This window comes from uncultured Dietzia sp. (genome assembly GCF_937873725.1).
Lineage (GTDB): Bacteria > Actinomycetota > Actinomycetes > Mycobacteriales > Mycobacteriaceae > Dietzia.
Genome location: NZ_CALMYY010000067.1, coordinates 40,690 through 62,612 on the forward strand (window position 1 = coordinate 40,690; position 21,923 = coordinate 62,612).

Genomic DNA, 21,923 nt, shown 5'->3' on the forward strand with positions numbered 1-21,923 from the left:
GGGCAATCACCCTGCGCCGCCGGGCCTTTCCCGACCCGGGGCAGCGGCGACGAGGCCTCCTTCCGCCGCCGCCGACGGTCCCCCGCAGCCCTCGCGGGCGGCCTCGCCCGTCGACTCTGGGAGACTGTCCACATGAGGGTCACCGCGAAGTCGGACTACGCCCTGCGCGCGCTCGTGGAGCTCGCGGTGGCGCGGGACGACCACACCGGGGACGATCCGCGCGGGACCCCGGTCAGCGCCGAGGAGCTGGGCCGGCTGCAGGGCATCCCGCACGGCTTCCTCCAGGCCATCCTCTCGGACCTGCGCCGGGCCGGACTCGTCGCCAGCCGGCGGGGCAAGTCCGGCGGCTGGACCCTGGCCCGGGACGCCCGCGAGATCACCGTCGCCGACGTCCTGCGCGCGGTCGACGGCCCACTGGTGAGCGTGCACGACGTGCGCCCGGAGTCGGTCAGCTACAACGAGCGGGCGGCCGGGCTGCAACACGTGTGGATCGCCTCCCGCGCGGCGCTGCGCCGGGTTATGGACGCGGTGACGATCGCCGACCTGGCCGCCGGTCGGCTGCCGGACGAGGTCCACGAGCTCACGCTCGACGGCGACGCCTGGGAGCCCCGCTGACCCCCGCAATCCGGGAGCCCCCTGACCCCCGCAATCCGCTACTCCCTGACCCCCGCAATCCGCTACCCCCCTGCGCTGTCCGCTACCGGGAATCAGGTAGCGAAGCGCGCAGGCCGGTAGCGGATTCCCCGGGGTGCGGGGCTGCGGGCTGCGGGGCTGCGGGCGCCGGGGCCGGGGCGTCCAGGTGGACCGAGTACCTGCGGACCAGCACCCGCCACACCAGCGGCCCCGCCGTCAGCAGCACCAGCGCGATCCCGCCGATCAGCGCCGGGGACGCGCCGAGCATCGCCGACGCCGTCACCGCCAGGACGATCGTGATGCCCCGCCGGATGAGCCCCTGGGGGACGCGGCCGGCGAACTTGGAGCCGAAGAACGTGCCCACCGCGCCGCCCACGAGCAGCGGCACCAGCAGGTCCCAGTCGACGCCGGTCACCATCACGTGGCCGATCGCCGCCGCGATCACCAGCGGGACCGCCTGCACCAGGTCCGTGCCCACCAGCCGCAGCGCCGCCAGCGTCGGGTACAGCAGCATGATGCACATCATGATCACCGTGCCGGAGCCCACCGAGGTGATGCCCACCATGAGCCCGCCCACCACGCCGACCAGCAGGGTGATGAGCGGCTTGACCGGCGGGTTCGGATCGTCGCCGGTCCGGATCCGGCCCGCCATCTCGAAGAAGGCGCGCAGGAAGTAGGCCGAGGACGCCACGATGAGCGTCGCGCCGATGGCCTTCTTCAGCAGCCCCTGGACGTCGTCGGCGCCCACGGCGTGGACGAGCCACGCGCCCAGGTACGCCGTGGGCACCGAGCCCAGGACCAGCCAGAACGCGATCCTCAGGTTGGGCTTGCCGTGCCGCCAGTGCACCCCGGCGCCGATCACCTTGTTCACCGCGTTGACCACGAGGTCGTTGGCGACGGCCGCCGTGGGCGGGATCCCCACGAGGATGAGCGCCGGCGTCATCAGCGCGCCGCCGCCCATCCCCGTCAGGCCGATCACCACGCCGATCACGGCGCTGACGACCAGCAGTCCGAGCGACTCGTAGGTCAGCAGGGCCTCGGGCACCGGATCAGATCCCCAGGAGGGTGCTGACGATCCGCTGCGCGACCTCGTCCGCGGTCCCGTCCTCGGGACGGATGTGCAGGTCCGGGGTCAGCGGCGGCTCGTACGGCGCGGAGACGCCGGTGAACTCGGGGATCTCGCCGGCGCGGGCCCTGGCGTACAGGCCCTTGGGGTCGCGGGCCTCGCACTCCGCCAGCGGGGTGTCCACAAAGACCTCGGTGAACGGCAGGTCGGCCGCGGCGTGGACGCCGCGCGCGGCGTCGCGGTCGGCGCGCATCGGGGAGATGAGCGAACAGACGACGACGACGCCGGCATCGGCGAACAGCGCCGCCACCTCCGCGGTGCGGCGGATGTTCTCCGCCCGGTCGGAGGCCGAGAACCCGAGGTCGGCGTTGAGGCCGTGGCGCAGGTTGTCCCCGTCGAGGATGTAGGCCGGGTGCCCGGACTCGATGAGCAGCCGCTCGACCGCGGAGGCGATGGTGGACTTGCCGGAGCCCGAGAGCCCGGTGAGCCACAGCGTCCGGCCCTGCCCGCGGTCGCCGCGCTGGACGGCGCCGGCGTGCCAGACCACGTTGGAGCCGGTGGTGGCGGGCCCGATGATCATGCCCGCGCCCACGGTGTTGCCGGTGAGCTCGTCGACCAGGATGAAGGCGCCCGTGTCGCGGTTGCGGCGGTACGGGTCGTACATCAGCGGCGTCTGCGTGCGCAGGGCGATGCGCCCGATCTCGTTGAGCCCGAGCTCGGCGGAGGCGGGGTCGCGGTGCAGCGTGTTGATGTCGAGCCGGTACTCCAGGCCCGTGACCATCGCCTTGGTGTCGCGGGTGGTGTGCTTGACGAGGTACTTCCGGCCCGCGGCCAGGGTCGTGTCGTCGGCGAACCAGCAGACCATTGCCTCGAGCTCGGTGCCCTGGTGCGGCCGGTTGCCGGGACGGGCGATCATCTCGCCGCGGACGATGTCGATCTCGTCGTTGAGCGCGATCGTCACCGCCGCGGGTGCGGCGGCCTCGTCCAGCTCGGCCCCGCCCGGGCCCCAGATGGCCTTGACGGTGGACTGCCGACCGGACGGCATGACCACCACGTCGTCGTGGACCTTGATGATGCCGCCCGCGACGGTGCCGGCGAAGGAGCGGTGGTCCAACCCGTCGGCGCGCTGGGGCCGGATCACGTACTGGACCGGGAACCGGACGTCGGTCAGGTTGCGGTCCGAGGCGATGTGCACGTTCTCGAGGTGGTCCAGCAGCGCCGGGCCCGTGTACCAGGGCATGGTGTCGGTCTTGTCCACGACGTTGTCGCCCTTGAGCGCCGAGAGCGGCACAAAGGTGACGTCGTGGACCTCGAGCTTGGCGGCGAAGTCGGTGAACTCGGTGCGGATGGCCTCGTAGACGGCCTCGTCGTGGTCCACCAGGTCCATCTTGTTCACCGCCACGACCAGGCGCGGGATGCCCAGCAGCGCGGAGAGGAAGGCGTGGCGGCGGGTCTGCTCGAGCACCCCCTTGCGGGCGTCGACGAGGATGATCGCCACGTCCGCGGTGGAGGCGCCGGTGACCATGTTCCGCGTGTACTGCACGTGGCCCGGGGTGTCGGCGATGATGAACTTGCGCCGCGGGGTGGAGAAGTAGCGGTAGGCCACGTCGATCGTGATGCCCTGCTCGCGCTCCGAGCGCAGGCCGTCGGTGAGCAGCGCGAGGTCGGTGTACTCGTCGCCGCGCTTGGCGGAGGTGGCCTCGATCGCGGCGAGCTGGTCCTCGAAGATGCCCTTGGAGTCGTAGAGAAGCCGGCCGATGAGGGTCGACTTGCCGTCGTCCACGGACCCGGCGGTGGCGATGCGCAGCAGCTGGGCGTGCTCGGACATGGTGGTCAGCTGCTCGGACGTGAGGGTGGATGCGGTGGTCGGGGTGCTCATCAGAAGTAGCCCTCCTTCTTGCGGTCTTCCATGCCGGCCTCGGAGATCCGGTCGTCGGCGCGGGTGGCGCCGCGCTCGGTGACGCGGGTGCCCGCGACCTCGGCCACCACGGCGGCGTTGTCGGTGGCGTCGGACTCCACGCAGCCGGTGCAGGTGGCGTCGCCGACGGTGCGGAAGCGGACCAGCTCGGTGCGCGCCTCCTCGCCGGGCATCGTCTCGAGGAACCGGGTCTTGGCCAGGAGCATCCCGTCGCGCTCGATCACCTCGCGCCGGTGCGCGTAGTAGATGGGCGGCAGGTCGATGTCCTCCCGCTCGATGTACTGCCAGATGTCCAGCTCGGTCCAGTTGGACAGCGGGAAGACGCGGATGTGCTCGCCCTTGCGGTGCTTGCCGTTGTAGAGCTTCCACAGCTCCGGGCGCTGCGCGCGCGGGTCCCAGGCGCCAAAGGCGTCGCGGAAGGAGAAGACGCGCTCCTTGGCGCGGGCCTTCTCCTCGTCCCGGCGGGCGCCGCCGAACACGGCGTCGAAGCGGTTCTCCTGGATGCCCCGCAGCAGGGCGGCGGTCTGGAGGCGGTTGCGGCTGGTGCCCACGCCGGTCTCCTCGACCACGCGGCCGGCGTCGATGTCGTCCTGGACGTAGGACACGATCAGCTGGACGCCGGTCTCGGCCACCACGCGGTCCCGGTACTCGATCACCTCGTCGAAGTTGTGGCCGGTGTCGACGTGCATGAGCGGGAACGGCATCGGCGCGGGCCAGAACGCCTTGCGCGCCAGGTGGAACATCACCACGGAGTCCTTGCCGCCGGAGAAGAGCATCCCCGGCCGCTCGAACTGCGCGGCCACCTCGCGGAAGATGTGCACGGACTCGGCCTCGAGCGCGTCGAGGTGCGAGAGCGTCACCGCCGTCCTCGGTGTCATGCGACCTCCAGTGTCGTGGGCCGGCCCGGGTCCCCCCGGCCCGGCGCTGGGCAGACAGATCTGTCTGCCATCGGGCATCCGGACCATCGTGCGCCTCCGGAAGCGGGATTTCCCTCTCCGTGAGGCCAATGCGCGCGGGAGTGTCCGTTTTCCGACGTATGGTGTCGACTATGCGACACGAACCCACACACCGCGTGCTCTCCGTGGTGGAGGCGCTCGCCGCGGACGGTCCTCCCCTCCCCCTGTCCGAGATCGCCCGCGAGGCCGAGGCCAGCCGCTCGACCCTCCACGCCGTGCTGGCGGAGATGCGGGCGCAGGGGTGGGCCGAGAAGGTGGCGGGCGGCTGGCGGGCCGGACCGCGCCTCCGGGCGGTGGGCGCCCTGCTGGCCGCGGAGGTCGATCTGGCGAGGGCCGCCCGGGAGCCGCTCGAGGCGCTGGCCGAGGCCACCGGGATCGCGGCTGTGGTCTTCGAGGTCCGCGAGGGGATGGCCGAGGTCGTGGACTCGGCCGGGTCGGGCATGCGCACGGCGTCCCGCGGGGTCGTGCCGGTCGGTCACGTGGTGCCGCTCCGGGCACCCTTCGCCCGCGAGCTCGCGGCCCGCCTGCCGATGGTCGAGCAGCGGCGGTGGCTGGCCGAGTCCGGCGGCCTGACCCCGGCGGCGCGCGAGCGCCTGGAGCTGGTCCTGCCCCAGATCGCGCGCCGCGGCTGGTCCGTCGAGCGGCTCACCCCCGGGCGTCGCGAGCTACTGCGGATGGCCGACTCGCTGGAGGCCTCCGGAATCGGTTCGCTGGTGCGCGACCGCGTGTCGGAGCTCTTCGTGGAGCTGTCCGAGATCGACGTGACCGACGCCGAACTCGCCGGCACCGCCGACCTGGCGGTGGCCTCGGTGGCCGCCCCCGTGCTGCGCGCGGACGGCCGGGCCGTGGGGTCGGTGGCCGTCCCCCCGGGACGGCGCATGACCCGCCGGGCCGTCGCGCGGGCGGTGGAGGCGGTCACCGCGTGCGCCGGCGACGTGTCGGCCCGGCTGGCCTCCCGGCCCGGCCCGGCCCGCGCCGCCGTCCTGCCGCCGCACCTCGTGCACCCGGCGCACGCCGCCCGCGTCCCCTGACCCGCGGGATCGGGAGCGGGCGCAGGCGCGGGAGCGGGAGCGGGCGCAGGGCATCCGCGGCGCCGGCCGCGGCATCGGTATGGTGTCGGTCACACTCCCCTCGCGCTCCGGAGGTGGTCCATGACCCCGCCCTCACCACCCACCCCGTCGGGACCCGGCGAGGACCAGCTGGGGATGTCGTGGCGCCGGTCGGCGCTGACCGGGCTCACCCCGAAGAGCGCACGCCCGGGCGCCCCTCACCCTCGCGCCAGCCGGTCCCACCGCCTGATCGAGGCCGCCCGCCCGGTGATGGACGCGCTGGACCCCGTCCTGCGCGACACGGGAGCCACCCTCCTGCTGGCGGACCGCGACGGCCGGGTCATCCGGACCGTCCGCGACAACGCACGGATCTCCCGCATGCTGCTGCGGCGCGGGGTCGACGACGGCGCCACGCTCACCGAGGAGGCCGTGGGCAACAACGGGATCGGGACGGCTCTGGAGACCCGCGCCGGGGTGTTCATCCACGGCGAACAGCACTTCGCGGAGGTCCTGCGCGACTTCGTCTGCTACGGGCACCCGATCGTCGACCCGCTCACCCGACGGCTGGTCGGGGCGGTGGACCTGACCGGCATGAGCGCGGACGCCTCCCGCATGTTCGCCCCGTTCGTGCGCAAGATCGTCGCGGACATCGAGGCCCGCTACGTGGACACCGCCCGCGCCGACGACCGCGAGCTCTGGCACCGCTTTGTCGAACGCACCCGCTCCTCGGACACCGCGACCTGCGCGTTCGGCGACGAGGTGGTGCTGGCCTCGCACTACAGCCTGGAGCGGCTGGACTCCCGGGACATCGTGACGCTCCGGCGGCTGGTCGAGCGCGGAGAGGTGAGCGACGCCGTGGAGCTCTCGATGGGCACGGTGGGCGTGCTAGCGAGCCGGGTCGGCCGCCGCGGGCACCTGCTCGACCTGACGTTCCCGGAGCCGCCGGACCCGTCCGTGCCCACCGTCAGCATGCCCACCGTCAGCATGCCCACCGTCCGCGTGCCCACCGTCGCGAAGTCCGCGCCCACGGTCGCCCCGACGACGGGCGCCCCGACGACCGCGCTGGCGCACGCCGTGGAGGGGCCCCCGGGGTCGGGGAGGACGACGACGGCGAGGGCGATCGCCGGCCCGGACGCCCTGCACGTCCGGCTCGCCGAGGCGGACAGCGCGGAGGCGGCGTGGCGGGACCTGGCCGCCCCAGCCCTCCGCGACCGGGGCGATCGGGGCACGCCGCTGGTCCTGGACGACATCGACCTGCTCGACGACGCCGACCTGCGCCGCCTGGCTGCGCGCCTGGGGTCGGCGGGGGCCGGCCTCGTCGTCGTCACCAGTCGCGAGGGTCCCCGCGCGGCGGTGGCGCAGGCGCTCGACGCGTGCGGGGCGCGGACGGTGCTGCGCCCGCTGCACGAGCGCGGCGCCGAGGGCGGCGAGATCGTCCGCCGGATGGTCGCCGATCTGGCCGCCGAGCGCGGGCTCGTCGAGCCGGCGGTGTCCGCGCGGTTCGTGGACGCGGTCTGCTCGTCGGACCTGCCCAACGGGCTGGTGTCCCTCCGGTCGATCCTCCTCGAGTGCCTGGGCGGGATCCCGGGAGTCCCACCGGGGACGGGCCGGGCGACCCTCGACGTGGGCTCGCTCCCCTCCCGCGCCCGCTCCGCCCGGCCACCCCGCGCCGGCGAGTTGGCCCGCGGCGAGTACGACGCGATCGTCGCGGCACTGGCGGAGTGCGACGGCGTGCGGTCCCGGGCAGCCCGACGGCTGGGCATCAGCCGAACCACCCTCTACGCCCGTATGAGGGAGTTCGGGCTGTCCTAGAGGGTGTCCAGAAACTGAACACTCCGAGCCCCGGCGCCGGCCCCATGATGGATTGTGACCGGCCTCACATCGGGCCGGTCTCCGACCCCGGAGGTATTTCCATGACCGGCACACTCTCCCGCGAGGGCGACACGGCGAACCAGGTCGACCAGCGGCTCGGCGCCGAGGCCCGCGAGTTCCTCGCCCGCCCCCACCGGCTGTTCATCGACGGACAATGGGTCGACGCCGCCGACGGCCGCACGTTCGGCACCTACGATCCCGCCACCGGCGCCGAGATCGCCCAGGTCGCGCACGGCGGACCCGAGGACGTCGACCGCGCCGTGGCCGCCGCCCGCCGCGCGTTCGACGACGGCGCGTGGGCCACCATGAAGCCCAACAAGCGCGAGCAGATCCTCTGGCGGATCGGCGACCTGCTGGATGCCAAGGCGGAGATGCTCGGCCAGATCGAGGCCCTGGACAACGGCAAGTCCGCGGCCATCGCCACCGCCGTCGACGTGGCGTGGGCGGCCGACGTGTTCCGCTACTACGCGGGCTGGTCCACCAAGATCGAGGGCTCCACCGTCAACGTGTCCATGCCGTTCGCCGGCGACGCGCAGTTCCACGCCTACACCCAGCGCGTGCCGGTGGGCGTGTGCGGGCAGATCATCCCGTGGAACTTCCCGATCCTCATGGCCTCGTGGAAGCTCGCGCCCGCCCTGGCCACCGGCAACACGCTGGTGCTCAAGCCGGCCGAGCAGACGCCGCTGACCGCGCTGCTGCTGGGCGAGATCATGGCCGAGGCCGGGGTGCCGGACGGCGTGGTGAACATCATCACCGGATTCGGCGACGCCGGTGCCGCGATCTCCGGCCATGACGGCGTGGACAAGGTGGCCTTCACCGGCTCGACCGAGGTGGGCAAGCTGATCGTCGACGCCGCCAAGGGCAATCTCAAGAAGGTCTCCCTGGAGCTGGGCGGCAAGAGCGCCAACATCGTCTTTGCCGACTGCGACTGGGACGCCGCCGTGGCCGGGTCCGTGGCCGCCTGGATGTTCAACCACGGCCAGGCGTGCACCGCCGGCACGCGGCTCTACGTGGAGGACTCGATCTACGAGGAGTTCACGCAGGCCGTCGCCGACGCCGCCGCCCAGGCCACCATCGGGCACGGCCTGGACCCCGCCACCACGCTCGGTCCGGTGGTCGACCAGGACCAGTTCGACAAGGTCTCCTACTACCTGCGGGCCGGGATCGAGGACGGCGGACGGGCCCTGACCGGGGGCGGACGTCACGGCGACACCGGCTACTTCATCCAGCCCACCGTGTTCGTGGACGTGGAACCCGACCACCGCGTGGTGACCGAGGAGATCTTCGGCCCCGTCGTGGCGGCCCTGCGCTTCTCCGACATGGACGACGCCGTCCGCCAGGCCAACGACTCGATGTACGGCCTCGCCGCCGGGGTCTGGACCAAGGACATCTCCAAGGCCCACAAGGTGGCGAGTCGGCTGCAGGCCGGCTCCGTGTGGGTCAACCAGTACAACGGCTTCGACACCGCCATGCCCTTCGGCGGGTTCAAGCAGTCCGGCTGGGGCCGCGAACTGGGCCGGGGTCCGCTCGCCCTCTCCCCCCAGCCCCGCTCGGTCAACTCCCAGCTCTGATCTCCCCCTCCTCTCCGAAAGGAACTCCGCCGTGAAGACCAAGGCAGCAGTGCTGTTCGACCTCCACAAGCCGTTCGAGATCATCGAACTCGACCTCGACGACCCCGGGCCCGGCGAGGTCCTGATCAAGTACACGGCCGCCGGCCTGTGCCACTCCGACCTGCACCTGTCCGACGGCTCCCTCCCCCCGCGCTTCCCGATCGTGGGCGGGCACGAGGGCGCCGGGATCATCGAGGCCGTCGGCGTGGGCGTCACCAAGGTCAAGCCGGGTGACCACGTGGTCTGCTCCTTCATCCCCAACTGCGGCACCTGCCGCTACTGCTCGACCGGGCGGCAGAACCTGTGCGACATGGGTGCGACGATCCTCGAGGGCCACATGCCCGACGGGACCTTCCGCTTCCACTCGGGCGGCAAGGACTTCGGCGCCATGTGCATGCTCGGGACGTTCTCCGAGCGGTCGGTGATCTCGCAGCACTCCGTGGTGAAGGTCGACGACTGGCTGCCGCTGGACAAGGCCGTGCTGGTGGGCTGCGGTGTGCCGTCCGGCTGGGGCACCGCCACCTACGCCGGCAACGTCCGCCAGGGCGACACCGTGGTGATCTACGGCATCGGCGGCCTGGGCATCAACGCCGTGCAGGGCGCCGTCCACTCGGGTGCCCGGCACGTGGTGGTGGTGGACCCCGTCCAGTTCAAGCGCGACGAGGCCCTGAAGTTCGGCGCCACCCACGCCTTTGCCGACGCCGCCGAGGCCCACGCCGAGGTGGAGAAGCTCACCTGGGGCCAGATGGCCGACCAGGCCCTCATCCTGGTCGGGACCGTCGAGGAGCAGGTCGTCTCCAGCGCCTTCGACGTGATCGGCAAGGGCGGCCGGGTCGTGATCACCGGCCTGGGCAACATGACCGACAAGACGGTGCAGGTCAGCGGCACGATGATGGCCCTGTTCGGCAAGACCATCACGGGCACCCTGTTCGGCTCCGCCAACCCGCAGTACGACATCGTCAAGCTGCTGCGCCTGTACGACGAGGGCAAGCTCAAGCTGGACGAGCTCATCACCACGACGTACACGCTCGACCAGGTCAACCAGGGCTACCAGGATCTGCAGGACGGCAAGATCATGCGGGGCGTGATCATCCACGACAGCTGATCCGCCCGCCCGGCAGCCCGGCCCGCCCGCCAGCCGGCCGGCCGGCCAGCCCGCCCAGCCCGCAACCGCTACGCAGCCGCCTGATCCGCTACCTGATTCCGGGTAGCGGATCAGGCGGCCGAGTAGCGGATTCGCAGAAGCGAGGTGGCGGTGGGGCGGTGGGGCGGGGACGGGCCGGGCTCCGATCTACGGAGTCGGCGCGCCGCCGGTCACCGAGAGCGTGTTGCCGGTGGTGTACGAGGACTCCTCGGAGGCCAGGTACACGTAGGCGCCGGCCATCTCCACGGGCTGCCCCGGCCGACCGAGCGGGTTCTTCTGCCCGAAGTACGGCAGCTTCTCCGGCTTCTGCCCGCCGGTGACCTGCAGCGCGGTCCAGAAGGGCCCGGGCGCGACGGCGTTCACCCGGATCCCCCGCGGCGCGAGCTGCTGCGCCAACGCCTTGGACATGGTGTTCACCCCCGCCCGCGAGGTCGCGTAGTCCACCAGGCCGGGCGACGGGGTGTAGGCCTGCACCGACGAGGTGAAGATGACGCTCGCGCCGGGCCGCAGGTGCCCGAGGGCTTCCTGGGTCATCCAGAACGGCGCCGAGAGGTTGACGTTCATCGTCTCCGCCCACTGCTCGGAGGTCAGGTCCTCGAGGTTCTCCACGTAGGTCTGCCGAGCGGCGTTGAGCACCAGCACGTCGATCCCGCCGAGCCCGGCCACGGCGTCCCGGACGATCCCCCGCGCCACCGCCTCCTGCCCCACATCGCCGGGCAGCAGTACGCATGTCCGGCCGGCCTCGCGGACCAACCGGGCGACCTCGTCGGCGTCGGACTGCTCGGAGGGCAGGTAGCCGATCGCCACGTCGGCGCCCTCGCGCGCGTACGCGATCGCCACGGCCCGGCCGATCCCCGAGTCGCCGCCGGTGACGAGCGCGCGCCGCCCGGTCAGCCGCCCGTGACCGACGTACGACGTCTCGCCGTGGTCGGCTGGCGGCGTCAGCTCGGAGGCGAGCCCCGGCGCGGGCTGCGCCTGCAGGGGGATCTCCACCGGGTATTTGGAGGTGGGATCGATGAGCGGCTGGTCAGCGGGCCGACCGGGGGATCCGGTCGAGGAATCGTCGGTCACGGGCGGCCTCCTGCGTCGTCGGGCCTCCGACCGTACGCCCCGGCGCCGGCCATGCGACCGGATGCGAACCCGCGACCGATCCCCCACACTTCCACCACGACCCGCACCCCTCGACCAAGGAGCTGACATGCCCCGGTACCGCGTGATCGATCCCGAGCAGAACGTGATCGACGAGAAGGAGTTCGCCGACGACACCAAGGCCTACGACTGGTTCAAGACGGTCGAGGTCCCGGACGACGCCCTCGGCTACGCCATGCAGGTCGACATGGACGGCGAGTGGACCCACTTCGAGAGCAACGACGGCGGCACCAACACCTCGCCCGCCGCCGAGCCCGGCACGGGAACCCCCTGACCCGGTCCCTCGGGGCCCGGCCCCGAGGGAGACACCAGGTCAGCCCTTGACCAGCCCGCCGTCCACGATGAGGTTCTGCCCCGTCACCGCCCGCGCCCACGGCGAGGCGAAGAACAGCACCGCGTCGGCGAGCTCGGCGGGGGCGATCACCCGGCGCAACGGGGTCCCCGAGGCGATGAGGTCAAAGACCTCGTCAGGTGTAGCGGCGCTCGCGTCGGTGGTCCGCAGCAGCCCGCCCGAGACCATGTTCACCGTGATGCCGTCCGGCCCGAGGTCGCTGGACAGCGTCCGGGTCAGCGAGAGCGCGGCGGCCTTGGCGGCGGTGTAGTCGTGGTACGGCACCACCGGGTGCTGGAAGAGGTTGGTGCCGATGTTCACGATCCGGCCGAAGCCCGCCTCGCGCATCCCCGGCAGCGTGGCCTGGGTGGTGGCCAGCGTCGCCTTGACCGTGCCCCGCAGCTGCGAGTCGAAATCCGCCCAGGTGAGGGTCTCGGGGCGCGGGCGGGCGTCACCGTTGAACCGGAAGTCGGCGAGCGCGTTGTTGACCACGGTGGTGATCGGTGCGCCGAACCGGGCGCGGGCGGCGTCGACGAGGGCGCGCACCTCGTCGTCGTCGGTCACGTCCGCGCGCAGCGCCACCGCGCGGTCCTCGCCGATCTCGCGGACGAGGTCGGCCGCCGCGGCCTCGCTGCGCCGATAGTCGACGACGACGCGCGCACCCTCACGCGCGAATGCGCGGACGATCTCCGCGCCGAGCCCGCGGGCCCCTCCGGTCACCAGGACGATCTGCTCGTCGATCCGCATTGCCGCTCGCTTCCCGGCAGGCCCGGCGCGGAACCGATACGTGACGGTCCGGCCGCCACGGGATGCGCGGCGACCCGGGCCCGGCGCTCGTCGGCGCCGCATCGACATTCCTCCGCTGGAACTACCCAGTTCAGGTTCTACGGGTGTGTTCTCAGCCCCCCGGATGGGCGGCACCCCGTGTCGCGGGCCAGTGTAGATCACCCGGGCGGCGCGATTCGGCGGCGGCGCTCCCATCGGCCCGCTGCGTCCCCGTCGGGCTCGACCCGGGCCTCGGGCAGGGCGGCGGATCGGACCCCGCAGCGGGCCACTCAGCCCCCGCGAGGACCCCTCCGCGCGGTTGCTCGAGAAGTCGCCGCATTTGATCGAGCATCCGGCCCGGTTGCTCGTACTCAGGTACGCGCCGCCGGCGTGCCCCGTGCGCTCGCCTCGAGCAAGTGCGCGGGATCCTCGAGCAGAATGCGCCGATCCTCGAGCAAGTTCGCGGGAACCTCGAGCAGAATGCGCCGATCCTCGAGCAAGCGCGGCGGACGGCGGGGCGCGGGGCCTCCCGGGTCGCCCGGCCGCGCGCGTCCTAAGCTTCGTCCATGACCACCAGCCCCCAGTCGGCGAGCGATCCCGACGTCCTCGTGATCGGCAGCGGGTTCGGCGGCGCGGTGTCCGCACTCCGGCTGGCCGAGCAGGGGCGCCGGGTCCTGGTGCTGGAGCAGGGGCGTCGTCACTCCCCGGACGACCTCCTGGCGGCCCGCACCGACCCACGCAAATACCTGTGGATGCCCGAACTCGGGCTCAGGGGCTTCTTCTGGCAGCGGGTGCTCAGGCACGTGGGCATCATCGGCGGCGCGGGCGTGGGCGGCGGCAGCATCGTCTGGGCCGGGGTGCTGCTGGAGCCCAAGGACGAGTTCTTCACCGACCCCGCCTGGCCCGCGACGCCCGCCGGTTGGCGCGCCGAACTCGCCGAGCACTACCGCACCGCCGCGCGCATGCTCGGCCGCGAGACCACCCGCTTCGTCGGCGAGATGGACCGCCACCTTGAGGCCACCGCGCACGCGATGGGCGCCGGCCAGACGTACGGTCCGACGCCGATGGCCATCTGGTTCGGCGCACCCGGCGAGGAGGGGGTCACCGTGCCGGACCCGTTCTTCGACGGCGAGGGGCCCGACCGCACCGGGTGCCGCCTCTGCGGGGCGTGCCTCATCGGCTGCCCCTACGGCAGCAAGAACGCCCTGGACCTCAACTACCTGTGGCTGGCGGAGAAGCGCGGGGTCGAGGTGCGCCCCGAGACGCGCGTGGACACGATCGCCGAGCTCCCGGGCGGCGGCTACGAGGTCCGGACCGGCGGCGGCCAGACCATCCGCGCCGCCGAGGTGGTGCTGGCCGCGGGCGTCCTGGGCACGGTGGAGCTGCTGTTCCGCTCCCGCGACCTCGGCCTGCTCCCCCGCGTCTCGCGGCGGCTCGGCGAGGGCGTGCGCACCAACTCGGAGGCCATCACCGCGGTCCTGGCCCACGACCCCGCCGCCGACCTCACCCGCGGCCCCACCATCTCCAGCGAGTTCTACCCGGACCCCGCCACGCACGTCACGCAGAACCGGTACGTCGGCGGGTGGCACATGCGGTTCCAGCTGGGCCCCCTCGTCGACGGCGAGGACCCCGCCGCGCGCCGACGGGCCGCGCTGGCCCGCCTCGCGCGGGCGCCGTGGCAGCAGGTGCGCCTGATGACCGCCCGCAACTTCATCGAGCGCCTGAGCGTCTTCACGGTGATGCAGAACGTGGAGAACGAGATCCGCCTGGTCTTCGACCGCTCGCCGGTGCGCCCGTGGCGGCGGGTGCTGCGCTCGCAGGCCGCCGCGGGCGCGCAGGCCCCGAGCTACCTGCCGCAGGCCAACGAGGTCGCGCGGCGGTTCGCCGAGTCGGTGGGCGGGCGGCCGCTCAACCTGCTGCTGGAGACGGTGGGCGGCAAGTCCATCACCGCGCACGTGCTGGGCGGCGCGGCCATCGGCGCGGACGGCTCGCAGGGCGTGATCGACACCGACCACCAGGTCTTCGGCCATCCCGGCCTGTACGTGGTGGACGGCTCGGCCATCCCGGCCAACGTCGGCGTCAACCCGAGCCTGACCATCACGGCGATGGCCGAACGGTTTGCCGCCCGCTACCGCGCCCGCCGCGCCGCCGCGTCCTCACCCACGCCCACCACGACGATCGGAACCCCATGACAGAGCCCTCCCCCGCCGGGCCCACCCCGACCGGGCCCCTCCCCACCTCACTCAGCGCGCTGCGGGCACTGTTCACCCGGGCGACGCCGGCCGCGACCCCGCCCGCGCCCGGCGACTACCGCATCTCCTTCGTCGGCCCGGCCGCGCTGAGGGTCGCGGCGCCGCGGGCGATCGCGCTCGGCGGCATGCCGGGCTGGCAGGGCAAGCGCTTCGGCGCCGACGGCACCGCGGTCAACCTGCTCGACGACGGCCACGGCGCCTCCCGCGAGGCGCTGCCGATGCGGGTGTCGCTGGAGCCCTCGTGGCTCGACGGCGGGCAGGTGATCGTCTGCTCCTACGGCTCCGACGGGCCGGTGCCGTGGCGCTGGGTGCGGGACGAGTTCCGCGCCCTCGACGACCGGCGGCTGCTGGGGTTGACCTTCGTCGGCGGCCGGTGGTCGCGAATCGCCGCGGCCCCGCTGCTGCTCACGCGCGGCTAGGTCGCGGCTAAGGCGGGCTGAGGCGCGGCTAGGTCGCGGGCTCGTACCTGGCGGCCAATCCGGACAGCGTCCTGGTGATCCCGGCGGCGTTCTGATCCGCCACCCCGACGAGCTCGAAGACCTTCCCGAGCTTGGACGGGCGGTTGTCGAAGACCTCGGTCACCTCGGTCGTGTCGGCGGTGATCGGGGTGAACTCCCAGCGCCAGCGGTGGCCCGCCGGGTGCGCCCATTCCACGACCTTGAGCTCGGGGGTGTCCACGTGCTCGGTCACCGTGGAGGTGATGCGGTACGGGACCCCGTACATGCGCATCCCGGTGGTGAACTTGGCCCCCTTCGAGAGGGCGGTCGGCCCCTTGACGGTGTCGCGGACCGTTCCGGACCCGTCGAGGAGCCCGTGCTTGCGGGGGTCGTTGACGAGCGCGAACAGCTCCTCGGCCGGGGCGTTGACGGTCACGCGGCGGGCGACGACGCCGGGTCCGCGATCGACGGTGGTCACTGCGGTCATGGGTGGAGGTGTCCTCTCGACGGTCGTGCAAGGCGGTGTACGGGTCGAGTATGACGGTGCCGCGGGGCCGTCAGTGCGCCGATCGCCGTTCCACGTCCCGCCACAACTCGGCGACGCTCCCGATGACCACCCCGACCCCCGCACCCATGACCACCCAGGTGGCCAGGCCCGGGGGGCCGGCGAGGGCGAGGCCGAGGACGGTGCCGACGCCGGCCCCGTAGATGAGCCCCATTCCGACCAGCGGTCCCGCCGCGTGTGACCTCATGCGTCCGACGGTAGTCCTCGAGCGCAATGGCCGGACCCGCCACCCCAGACGGCGATGTGCGGCACCATCGCGACTGCGACACCGTCCGGTCGACCCGACCGGGCTCCCCTCGAAAGGACCCACCTTGATCACGCTCACCGTCCTCTACGGAACCCCCGATGACGTCGAGAAGTTCGACGCCTACTACTCGGAGACGCACATCCCCCTGGCCCGTGCGGTGCCGGGTCTCGACGACGTCAGGGTCACGCGTTTCCTGCCCGGCCCCGACGGCTCCGCCGCGGAGTACCACCTGATGGCCCAGCTGTCCTTCGCCGACGCCGATGCGATGGGAGCGGCCATGTCCACCGACGAGGGCCAGGCCCTGGCGGCGGACGTCGCGAACCTCGGCGTCACTCCCAAGATGCTCGTGGGCTCCACCGAGTAGTCGCCCGACCCGCCCCCGGCTCGCGCGGAAACCCCGCCATGCGCGGAAACCCCGGCTTGCGCTGAAACCCCGCCATGCGCGGAAACCCGGCTTGCGCTGGCAGAATGGTCCATTCGCGCAGCCCAAGCCGGGGTTTTCCGTACCGAGAGCCAGCGCAACCCGGGGGCTCGAGCGGGGGGCGCAACCGGGGGCGCAACCGGGGGCGAGAGCCGGGGGCCGCGAACCGGGTCGGCCCAACGACGGCCTGCGGCCCGCGGCCGTGGGTACGGTGAGCCCACCATGCCCCCGCCACCGTCCCCCTCCCGAGCCAGCCCCCTGGCGGTCGCCGTGTTCGGCGCAGGCGCGATCGGCGGCGCGGTGGCGCAGGCCCTCCGCCGCGGCGACGTCCCCCGCGCGCGGCTGAGCGCGGTGCTGCGCTCGAGCAGCACGCCCGCGGAGGTCGGCGCGGCCATCGCCGCCGCCGACGTGGTGGTCGAGGCCGCCGGGGTCGCCGCCGCCGAGGAGCTCATCCCGCGCGTCACCGGGGCGGGCACGGACGTGATCGTCTGCTCGTGCGGCGTGTTCGCCCGATACCGCGACCCGGGCGACCTCGTGGGGACCGGCACCGGCCGCGTCCTGGTCCCCGCCGGCGCCGTGGGCGGGCTGGACGTCCTCGCGGCGGCGGCCCGGGCCGGGACCGACGGCGCCACCCTCCGCCACGTCACCACCAAGAGCCCGTCGGCCCTCGGCGTCGACGGTCCGCTCGAGGGTCCCCGCGAGGTCTTCCGGGGCTCCGCGCGCGAGGCGGCGCTCGACTTTCCCCTCACCTCCAACGCGTCGGTCGCGCTGGCCCTGGCGACCCTCGGGCTGGACCGCACCGAGGTGGTCGTGGTGGCCGATCCCGAGGTGCGGCGCACCCGCCACGTGGTGGAGTGGCGGTCCCCGGTCGGCAGCTACCACCTGCGCTTCGAGAACTCCCTCGACCCCGATTCCGGCGGCCGGACGTCGGCGATCACCGCGTGGTCGGTGGCCGGGGTCCTGGCCGCGATGAGCGCGGGGGTCGGCCCCGGCGTGGTGGTCGTGGGCGCGGCCGGACCGGTGGAAGGTCGCACCGCCGGGGCCTAGCGTGTGGACCCCGACGACCCGAGAGGTGTCCCATGACGCACGCACGACCGTCCGATCCCGACCCCGCCGGCAGCCCGGACCTCGACGGCGGCGGCTCGCCGATCGGCCCGCAGACCCCCGACTCCGACTCGACCTCCATGCAGTCCGACAGCGGGCCGCGCACGCTCAGCCCGACCGAGCGTCAGAGCCCGACCCGGAAGAACTCCAGCACGGGCCCCGTGGTGTGGATCGTCGCCATCGTCGTCGTCCTCCTCCTCGTGGCCGGACTCGTGGGCTACCTCGTCGAGATCGGCTGAACGGTGTCCACCGCGTTCGACACCGCGTTCGACACCGTGATCGTCGGCGGCGGCAACGCCGGCGTCTCCCTGGCGGCGCGCCTGCGCCGGGACGGCCTGGAGGGCATCGCGCTGATCGACCCGAGCCCGGTCCACCGCTACCGGCCGATGCTCAACTACGCCGCGGCCGGCGCGGCGCGGATGGGCCGGTACGAGCGGTCGATGCACAGCGTCGTCCCCGACGGGGTCGAGTACCTCCCGTACGCGGCGACGGCGGTGGACCCCGGCGCCCGGACCGTCACGATCGACCCGCGCGGCACCGGCGGGCCCGGCGGCTCCGACACCGTCGGCTACCGCTCCCTGGTGCTGTGCCCCGGCCTCGTGCCGCGCTGGGACGCGATCCCCGGCCTGGACGAGGCCTACCGGGACGGCTGGGCGGTCTCGGCGCACGTCCCCGAATACGCCGGTCGCGCGTGCGCCGCGCTGGTCCGCGAGCGCGAGGGGACCGTGGTGTTCTCGATCCCGCCCGAGCCCGCGTCGTGCGGCGGCACCGTGCTCAAGGCGGCGTTCCTGGCGTGCGATTCGTGGCGACGGGCGGGGGTGCTCGACCGCATCGACGTGCACCTGGTGACCCCGTTCCGCGGGCTGCTCGGCCTGGAACCGGCGGACTCCCGGCTGCGGCCGTTCGTCGACGAGTACGGCATCACGGTCCACGAGCGGTCCCGGGTCTCCGCGGTGGATCACCGCGCCCGCACCGTCCGGCTGGACGGCCCGGGCACCGCGGCGATCGCCCACGTGGACCTGGCCTACGTCCCCCCGCCGAGCCGCGCGCCGCGGTTCGTGGCCGAGTCCGGATTGTCCGACGGGGGCCACGCCGGGCTCGTCGGGGTGGACCCCGGGACCCTGCGCCACACCCGCGCCGACTCGGTGTGGGGCCTGGGCGACGCGGCGACCGTGGGCACCCGCCCGTCGGGCGGCGCCCTGCGCGCGCAGGTCGGGGTGGTGGCCGACGACCTGCGCGCGGGGGGAGCGTCCGCACCATACGACGGCTACACGGTCATCCCGATCGCGGTGAGCCGTGACCGGCTGATGCTGGCCGAGCACGACCGGGACGGGCTGCCCGCCCCGACGGTCCGCGGGCTCGACCTGACCGTGCCGCGGCGCGCGACCTACGCGTTCGACCGGTACGTGCTCCCGGTGGTCTACTTCCGCAGGCTGCTGCGCGGGCGGGTCTGATCCGCCGGCCCGCGCAGCGCGGCCTCGATCATGACGTACAGGTGCGCCACCACCTGCTCGAAATCCGCGTTGACCACGGCGTTGCCGGCGTCCCGGCGGTCCTCGTACACGGCCAGCGCCCCGGTGAACATCTGGGTGGCCAGGTCGATGCGCTCAAAGGCGACCCGCCGCGGGAGGTGTGAGAGCACGTCGATCAGGCGCACCACCACGTCGTCCATGGCGGTCCGCAGCTTGGCCTCCGGGATCCCGGGAGCCATGACCGGCCCCACCCGCTGCAGGAAGCGCGCGTAGTGCCTGGCGTCGGGCTGGGAGCGGAGGAGGTCGACGATCGGCTCGAAGAGCACCCACACGAGCGTGGCCAGATCGGCGCCCAGGCCCTCCTCGTCGATCCTCACCAGCCGCTCCCTGCGGTCCGCGTCGAGCTGCACCAGCCGGCGGCGCAGCACCTGCAGGATGAGCCCGTCCCGGCTGCCGAAGTGGTACTGGACGGCCGAGTTGTTGCGCTGCCCGGCGGCCGTCGCGACGTCGCGCATCGACACCGCGTCCAGGCCCCGCTCGCCGATCAGCCGCTCGGCGATCTCGATCATCGCGGACTTGGGGTCCCTGCTCTCGCCGGACGCCGTCCCACCGGACGCCGTCGCGTCCCGTGCTCCCGCGTTCGTCGTGTCCACCCGGTCCTCCTCGTCCGCGTCAGATCTTGGCCGTGCCGGGGCTCCACTTCCGGCCCGCCGCCTCGCCCAACTGGTTGAGGCTGAGCACGGTCAGGAACAGCACGAACGCCGGGATCCCGACGAGCTGCGGGTCCCGCTGGAAGTTGGACTGCCCGGCACTGATCATGTTGCCCCATGTCGGTTCCGGCCTCGGAATGCTCAGCCCCAGGTAGCTCAGCGAGGCCTCCGCCACGATGAGCACGGCGATGAGCATGAAGCTGTAGGAGAAGACCGGCTGGACGATGTTCGGGGTGACCTCGCGGAGCATGATCCGCAGCTCCCCGGCCCCGAGCGAGCGGGCCGCGGTGACGAACTCCCGGCCCGCGAAGCCCATCGCGTTGGCCCGCACGAGCCGCGTGTAGGACGGCACCACCATGATCCCCAGCGCCAGCGTGACGTTGGGGAGCGTCGGGTCGAGCACGGTGACGATCGCGATGAGCAGGATGAGCGAGGGGAACGCCAGCAGGGTGTCGGTGAGGATCGAGACGACCCGGTCGGTCCAGCCGCCCCGGTACCCGGCCACCAGCCCGAGCGCGCCGCCGATCAGCGCGCCGACCAGCACCCCGCCGATGCCCACCACCAGCGAGACCCGCGCCCCGTAGAGCAGTCCGCCCAGGATGTCCAGGCCCTGTCCGTCGGTGCCGAGGGGGTGGGCCGAGAAGAGGTCGGGCGGGAGGGTCGACGCTGTCGTCAGCGAGAGGGACGGGTCGCGGGCCTCGCCGAGCGGCAGGAAGTCCACGACGAGCGCGCCCAGCACGATGAGGATCGTCCACGCGAGGGCCAGGGCGGTGCCGAGCCCGGCCAGCCGCGGCAGCCGGGGGCGTCGGCGCCGTGCGGCGGGGTCGGCGGGGGCGGCCGCGGAGTCCGGGGTTGCGGGGCGGGTCGGAGCGATGTCAGCCACGGCGGAGCCTCGGGTCGATCAGAGCGTAGGTGACGTCCACGATCATGTTGACCAGGACGTAGAAGACGGCGATCACCAGGACCCCGCCCAGGACCACGGGCAGGTTGTCGTTCTGCACGGCGTCGACGATCATGCTGCCCATGCCGGGGAGGTTGAACAGGCGCTCGACCACCACGGTCCCGCCGATGAGCCGGCCGAGGCTGATCCCGGCGAGCGTGATGATGGAGATGGTCGACGGCCGCAGCGCCTCCGCGACCAGGACGTGGCCGGTGGGCATGCCCTTGGCGCGGGCCGAGAGGACGAAGTCCTGCTGCAGGGTGGCGATCATGTCGGTCCGCAGGACGCGGGTGAAGATCGCCACCTCCATGAGCGCGAGCGTGATCGCCGGCAGCGCGATGCTGCGCAGGTTCTCCCCCAGCCCCTCGGCCAGCGGCGCGTATCCCTGCCGCGGGAACTCGGGCAGGAACAGCGCCGCCAGGGCCAGGACCGCGCCCACGGCGAGCCCGCTGAGCAGGGCCCGGCCCCACATCACCCCGGGCGAACCTCGGTTGCCGCGCCGTCCGATCGGGGACAGGGCCACGAGCAGTCCGATCACCACCGCGGCCCCCAGGATCAGCTGCTGCGCCAGCGAGTGGTTGAACACGAAGAGGTAGATCAGCAGCAGCCCGGCCACGAAGCTGGGCACCGAGATGAACGCGAACGCCACGAGCGAGGCGACCTGGTCGAACACGCCGCCGCGCCGGTAGGCCGACCACACCGCGACGGGCACCGCGATCGCCAGCGACAGGATGATCGACAGGAACGCGAGCTGCATGGTCACGGGCAGCGCGTTGCCGATCATCTCGATCACGGGCTGGTTGGGCGGGATGAGCGAGTTCCCCAGGTCGCCGGACGCCAGCCCGCCGGCCCAGTCGGCGAACCGGCTGGCCACGGGCTCGTCCAGGCCCATCTCCTCCCGGGCCAACTGGTACTGCTCGGCGGTGGCCCCCGGGCCGACAGCCGACGCCGCGGAGTCCCCCGGCACCGCCTCCATGAGGAAGAAGGCGCCGGTCGCGGCGAGGACGACGACGACGAGCGCGTGGAGTGCGCGTTCGCCAATGAACCTGAGCACGTAGGGGACCCTCCGTCTGGGACGCGGACTGTGAGAACACACGGACTGTGAGAAACCGCATGAGGCGGTTACTTAAAAGTCTTGACGTGGCCACACTATGCCGTGATACTCGTCACAGCAAGAGGGATTAAGTAGATGACTTAGCCCGGATGACTACCGCCAGGAGGCCAGCATCGCCGCCGCACTGCTCGAGGTCCGGGACCTCCGCACGCACATCGACACGCCCTC

General features: G+C 72.9%; 22 protein-coding genes and 1 riboswitch. Of the genes, 12 read left to right on the top strand and 10 right to left on the bottom strand.

What is annotated here, in order from left to right; translation table 11 throughout:
• Nucleotides 1-132: 132 nt before the first annotated feature.
• Nucleotides 133-615 (top strand): Rrf2 family transcriptional regulator, encoded by a 483-nt coding sequence (locus Q0444_RS06560; protein ID WP_299022303.1) that lies wholly within the window; start codon nucleotides 133-135, stop codon nucleotides 613-615.
• 82 nt (nucleotides 616-697) lie between these two features.
• Here Q0444_RS06560 and Q0444_RS06565 read toward each other — a convergent pair whose 3' ends face one another.
• Genes Q0444_RS06565 through cysD form a run of 3 tightly spaced genes read right to left on the bottom strand, consistent with a single transcriptional unit; the run spans nucleotide 698 to nucleotide 4,495 of the window.
• Nucleotides 698-1,678, bottom strand: coding sequence for a sulfite exporter TauE/SafE family protein (locus Q0444_RS06565; RefSeq protein WP_299022308.1), 981 nt, complete (start codon nucleotides 1,676-1,678; stop codon nucleotides 698-700).
• Nucleotides 1,679-1,682: 4 nt separating this feature from the next.
• Complete coding sequence (gene cysN, locus Q0444_RS06570) at nucleotides 1,683-3,578, bottom strand: sulfate adenylyltransferase subunit CysN (protein ID WP_299022311.1); 1,896 nt, start codon at nucleotides 3,576-3,578, stop codon at nucleotides 1,683-1,685.
• Complete coding sequence (cysD, locus tag Q0444_RS06575; protein ID WP_299022314.1) at nucleotides 3,578-4,495, bottom strand: sulfate adenylyltransferase subunit CysD; 918 nt, start codon at nucleotides 4,493-4,495, stop codon at nucleotides 3,578-3,580. The genes cysN and cysD overlap by 1 nt, the downstream gene beginning before the upstream one ends.
• A 170-nt stretch (nucleotides 4,496-4,665) precedes the next feature.
• On the opposite strand from cysD, the gene Q0444_RS06580 reads away from it, so the two are divergent.
• The 4 genes from Q0444_RS06580 (at nucleotide 4,666) to Q0444_RS06595 (ending at nucleotide 10,209) form a co-directional block, all read left to right on the top strand.
• Nucleotides 4,666-5,604 (top strand): helix-turn-helix domain-containing protein, encoded by a 939-nt coding sequence (locus Q0444_RS06580; protein WP_299022316.1) that lies wholly within the window; start codon nucleotides 4,666-4,668, stop codon nucleotides 5,602-5,604.
• 120 nt (nucleotides 5,605-5,724) lie between these two features.
• Nucleotides 5,725-7,434 carry a helix-turn-helix domain-containing protein gene (locus tag Q0444_RS06585; protein WP_299022318.1) on the top strand — a complete coding sequence of 570 codons (1,710 nt, stop codon included), beginning with the start codon at nucleotides 5,725-5,727 and terminating at the stop codon, nucleotides 7,432-7,434.
• Between the two features lie 101 nt (nucleotides 7,435-7,535).
• The gene (locus Q0444_RS06590; RefSeq protein ID WP_299022320.1) at nucleotides 7,536-9,065 is read left to right on the top strand and encodes an aldehyde dehydrogenase family protein; all 1,530 of its coding nucleotides are present in this window, start codon (nucleotides 7,536-7,538) and stop codon (nucleotides 9,063-9,065) included.
• A 31-nt stretch (nucleotides 9,066-9,096) separates the two neighbouring features.
• Nucleotides 9,097-10,209 (top strand): NDMA-dependent alcohol dehydrogenase, encoded by a 1,113-nt coding sequence (locus Q0444_RS06595; RefSeq protein ID WP_291081384.1) that lies wholly within the window; start codon nucleotides 9,097-9,099, stop codon nucleotides 10,207-10,209.
• 186 nt (nucleotides 10,210-10,395) lie between these two features.
• On the opposite strand, the gene Q0444_RS06600 is transcribed toward Q0444_RS06595, so the two are convergent.
• Nucleotides 10,396-11,319 (bottom strand): SDR family oxidoreductase, encoded by a 924-nt coding sequence (locus Q0444_RS06600; protein WP_291081385.1) that lies wholly within the window; start codon nucleotides 11,317-11,319, stop codon nucleotides 10,396-10,398.
• Nucleotides 11,320-11,446: 127 nt separating this feature from the next.
• On the opposite strand from Q0444_RS06600, the gene Q0444_RS06605 reads away from it, so the two are divergent.
• On the top strand, nucleotides 11,447-11,671 hold the full coding sequence (locus Q0444_RS06605) for a hypothetical protein (protein ID WP_291081386.1): 225 nt from the start codon (nucleotides 11,447-11,449) through the stop codon (nucleotides 11,669-11,671).
• 39 nt (nucleotides 11,672-11,710) lie between these two features.
• On the opposite strand, the gene Q0444_RS06610 is transcribed toward Q0444_RS06605, so the two are convergent.
• Entirely contained in the window at nucleotides 11,711-12,475 is a 765-nt protein-coding gene (locus tag Q0444_RS06610; RefSeq protein WP_291081387.1) for a 3-oxoacyl-ACP reductase, read from the bottom strand.
• A 90-nt stretch (nucleotides 12,476-12,565) separates the two neighbouring features.
• A riboswitch (TPP riboswitch) is annotated at nucleotides 12,566-12,663 on the bottom strand.
• Between the two features lie 396 nt (nucleotides 12,664-13,059).
• Here Q0444_RS06610 and Q0444_RS06615 point away from each other — a divergent pair.
• Together Q0444_RS06615 and Q0444_RS06620 are read left to right on the top strand one after the other, a co-directional pair.
• Complete coding sequence (locus tag Q0444_RS06615) at nucleotides 13,060-14,685, top strand: GMC oxidoreductase (RefSeq protein WP_299022326.1); 1,626 nt, start codon at nucleotides 13,060-13,062, stop codon at nucleotides 14,683-14,685.
• Nucleotides 14,682-15,164 carry a hypothetical protein gene (locus tag Q0444_RS06620; protein WP_299022330.1) on the top strand — a complete coding sequence of 161 codons (483 nt, stop codon included), beginning with the start codon at nucleotides 14,682-14,684 and terminating at the stop codon, nucleotides 15,162-15,164. Before Q0444_RS06615 ends, Q0444_RS06620 begins: the two co-directional genes overlap by 4 nt.
• A gap of 28 nt (nucleotides 15,165-15,192) precedes the next feature.
• Here the strand turns inward: Q0444_RS06620 and Q0444_RS06625 are convergent, their stop codons facing one another.
• Both Q0444_RS06625 and Q0444_RS06630 read right to left on the bottom strand, forming a co-directional pair.
• On the bottom strand, nucleotides 15,193-15,669 hold the full coding sequence (locus Q0444_RS06625; RefSeq protein ID WP_299022334.1) for an SRPBCC family protein: 477 nt from the start codon (nucleotides 15,667-15,669) through the stop codon (nucleotides 15,193-15,195).
• Nucleotides 15,670-15,739: 70 nt separating this feature from the next.
• Nucleotides 15,740-15,934: a hypothetical protein gene (locus Q0444_RS06630; protein WP_291081393.1), complete on the bottom strand. Its 195-nt coding sequence runs from the start codon at nucleotides 15,932-15,934 to the stop codon at nucleotides 15,740-15,742.
• Nucleotides 15,935-16,058: 124 nt separating this feature from the next.
• Between Q0444_RS06630 and Q0444_RS06635 the strand changes: the two genes are divergently transcribed.
• The 4 genes from Q0444_RS06635 (at nucleotide 16,059) to Q0444_RS06650 (ending at nucleotide 18,973) form a co-directional block, all read left to right on the top strand.
• Entirely contained in the window at nucleotides 16,059-16,358 is a 300-nt protein-coding gene (locus Q0444_RS06635; protein WP_291081395.1) for an EthD family reductase, read from the top strand.
• Between the two features lie 279 nt (nucleotides 16,359-16,637).
• Nucleotides 16,638-17,462, top strand: coding sequence for an aspartate dehydrogenase domain-containing protein (locus Q0444_RS06640; protein WP_299022339.1), 825 nt, complete (start codon nucleotides 16,638-16,640; stop codon nucleotides 17,460-17,462).
• Nucleotides 17,463-17,494: 32 nt separating this feature from the next.
• A complete protein-coding gene (locus tag Q0444_RS06645; RefSeq protein WP_299022342.1) occupies nucleotides 17,495-17,758 on the top strand; it encodes a hypothetical protein in 264 nt (87 codons plus the stop codon).
• Nucleotides 17,759-17,761: 3 nt separating this feature from the next.
• Nucleotides 17,762-18,973, top strand: coding sequence for an FAD-dependent oxidoreductase (locus Q0444_RS06650; RefSeq protein WP_291081401.1), 1,212 nt, complete (start codon nucleotides 17,762-17,764; stop codon nucleotides 18,971-18,973).
• Here the strand turns inward: Q0444_RS06650 and Q0444_RS06655 are convergent.
• From Q0444_RS06655 to Q0444_RS06665, 3 genes are read right to left on the bottom strand one after another with little or no spacing between them, the layout of a single operon-like run.
• Nucleotides 18,940-19,644: a TetR/AcrR family transcriptional regulator gene (locus tag Q0444_RS06655; RefSeq protein ID WP_299022346.1), complete on the bottom strand. Its 705-nt coding sequence runs from the start codon at nucleotides 19,642-19,644 to the stop codon at nucleotides 18,940-18,942. The two genes, Q0444_RS06650 and Q0444_RS06655, sit on opposite strands and share 34 nt — an antisense overlap.
• Nucleotides 19,645-19,663: 19 nt before the next feature.
• Entirely contained in the window at nucleotides 19,664-20,584 is a 921-nt protein-coding gene (locus Q0444_RS06660; protein WP_291081404.1) for an ABC transporter permease, read from the bottom strand.
• Complete coding sequence (locus tag Q0444_RS06665; RefSeq protein ID WP_299022349.1) at nucleotides 20,577-21,695, bottom strand: ABC transporter permease; 1,119 nt, start codon at nucleotides 21,693-21,695, stop codon at nucleotides 20,577-20,579. The genes Q0444_RS06660 and Q0444_RS06665 overlap by 8 nt, the downstream gene beginning before the upstream one ends.
• Nucleotides 21,696-21,923: the final 228 nt, after the last annotated feature.

Coding starts and splice junctions, on each gene's coding strand:
- Q0444_RS06560 (WP_299022303.1), top strand. CDS start 133: ATGAGGGTCACCGCGAAGTCGGACTACGCCCTGCGCGCGCTCGTGGAG.
- cysN (WP_299022311.1), bottom strand. CDS start 3,578: ATGAGCACCCCGACCACCGCATCCACCCTCACGTCCGAGCAGCTGACC.
- cysD (WP_299022314.1), bottom strand. CDS start 4,495: ATGACACCGAGGACGGCGGTGACGCTCTCGCACCTCGACGCGCTCGAG.
- Q0444_RS06580 (WP_299022316.1), top strand. CDS start 4,666: ATGCGACACGAACCCACACACCGCGTGCTCTCCGTGGTGGAGGCGCTC.
- Q0444_RS06585 (WP_299022318.1), top strand. CDS start 5,725: ATGACCCCGCCCTCACCACCCACCCCGTCGGGACCCGGCGAGGACCAG.
- Q0444_RS06590 (WP_299022320.1), top strand. CDS start 7,536: ATGACCGGCACACTCTCCCGCGAGGGCGACACGGCGAACCAGGTCGAC.
- Q0444_RS06605 (WP_291081386.1), top strand. CDS start 11,447: ATGCCCCGGTACCGCGTGATCGATCCCGAGCAGAACGTGATCGACGAG.
- Q0444_RS06610 (WP_291081387.1), bottom strand. CDS start 12,475: ATGCGGATCGACGAGCAGATCGTCCTGGTGACCGGAGGGGCCCGCGGG.
- Q0444_RS06615 (WP_299022326.1), top strand. CDS start 13,060: ATGACCACCAGCCCCCAGTCGGCGAGCGATCCCGACGTCCTCGTGATC.
- Q0444_RS06620 (WP_299022330.1), top strand. CDS start 14,682: ATGACAGAGCCCTCCCCCGCCGGGCCCACCCCGACCGGGCCCCTCCCC.
- Q0444_RS06625 (WP_299022334.1), bottom strand. CDS start 15,669: ATGACCGCAGTGACCACCGTCGATCGCGGACCCGGCGTCGTCGCCCGC.
- Q0444_RS06630 (WP_291081393.1), bottom strand. CDS start 15,934: ATGAGGTCACACGCGGCGGGACCGCTGGTCGGAATGGGGCTCATCTAC.
- Q0444_RS06640 (WP_299022339.1), top strand. CDS start 16,638: ATGCCCCCGCCACCGTCCCCCTCCCGAGCCAGCCCCCTGGCGGTCGCC.
- Q0444_RS06645 (WP_299022342.1), top strand. CDS start 17,495: ATGACGCACGCACGACCGTCCGATCCCGACCCCGCCGGCAGCCCGGAC.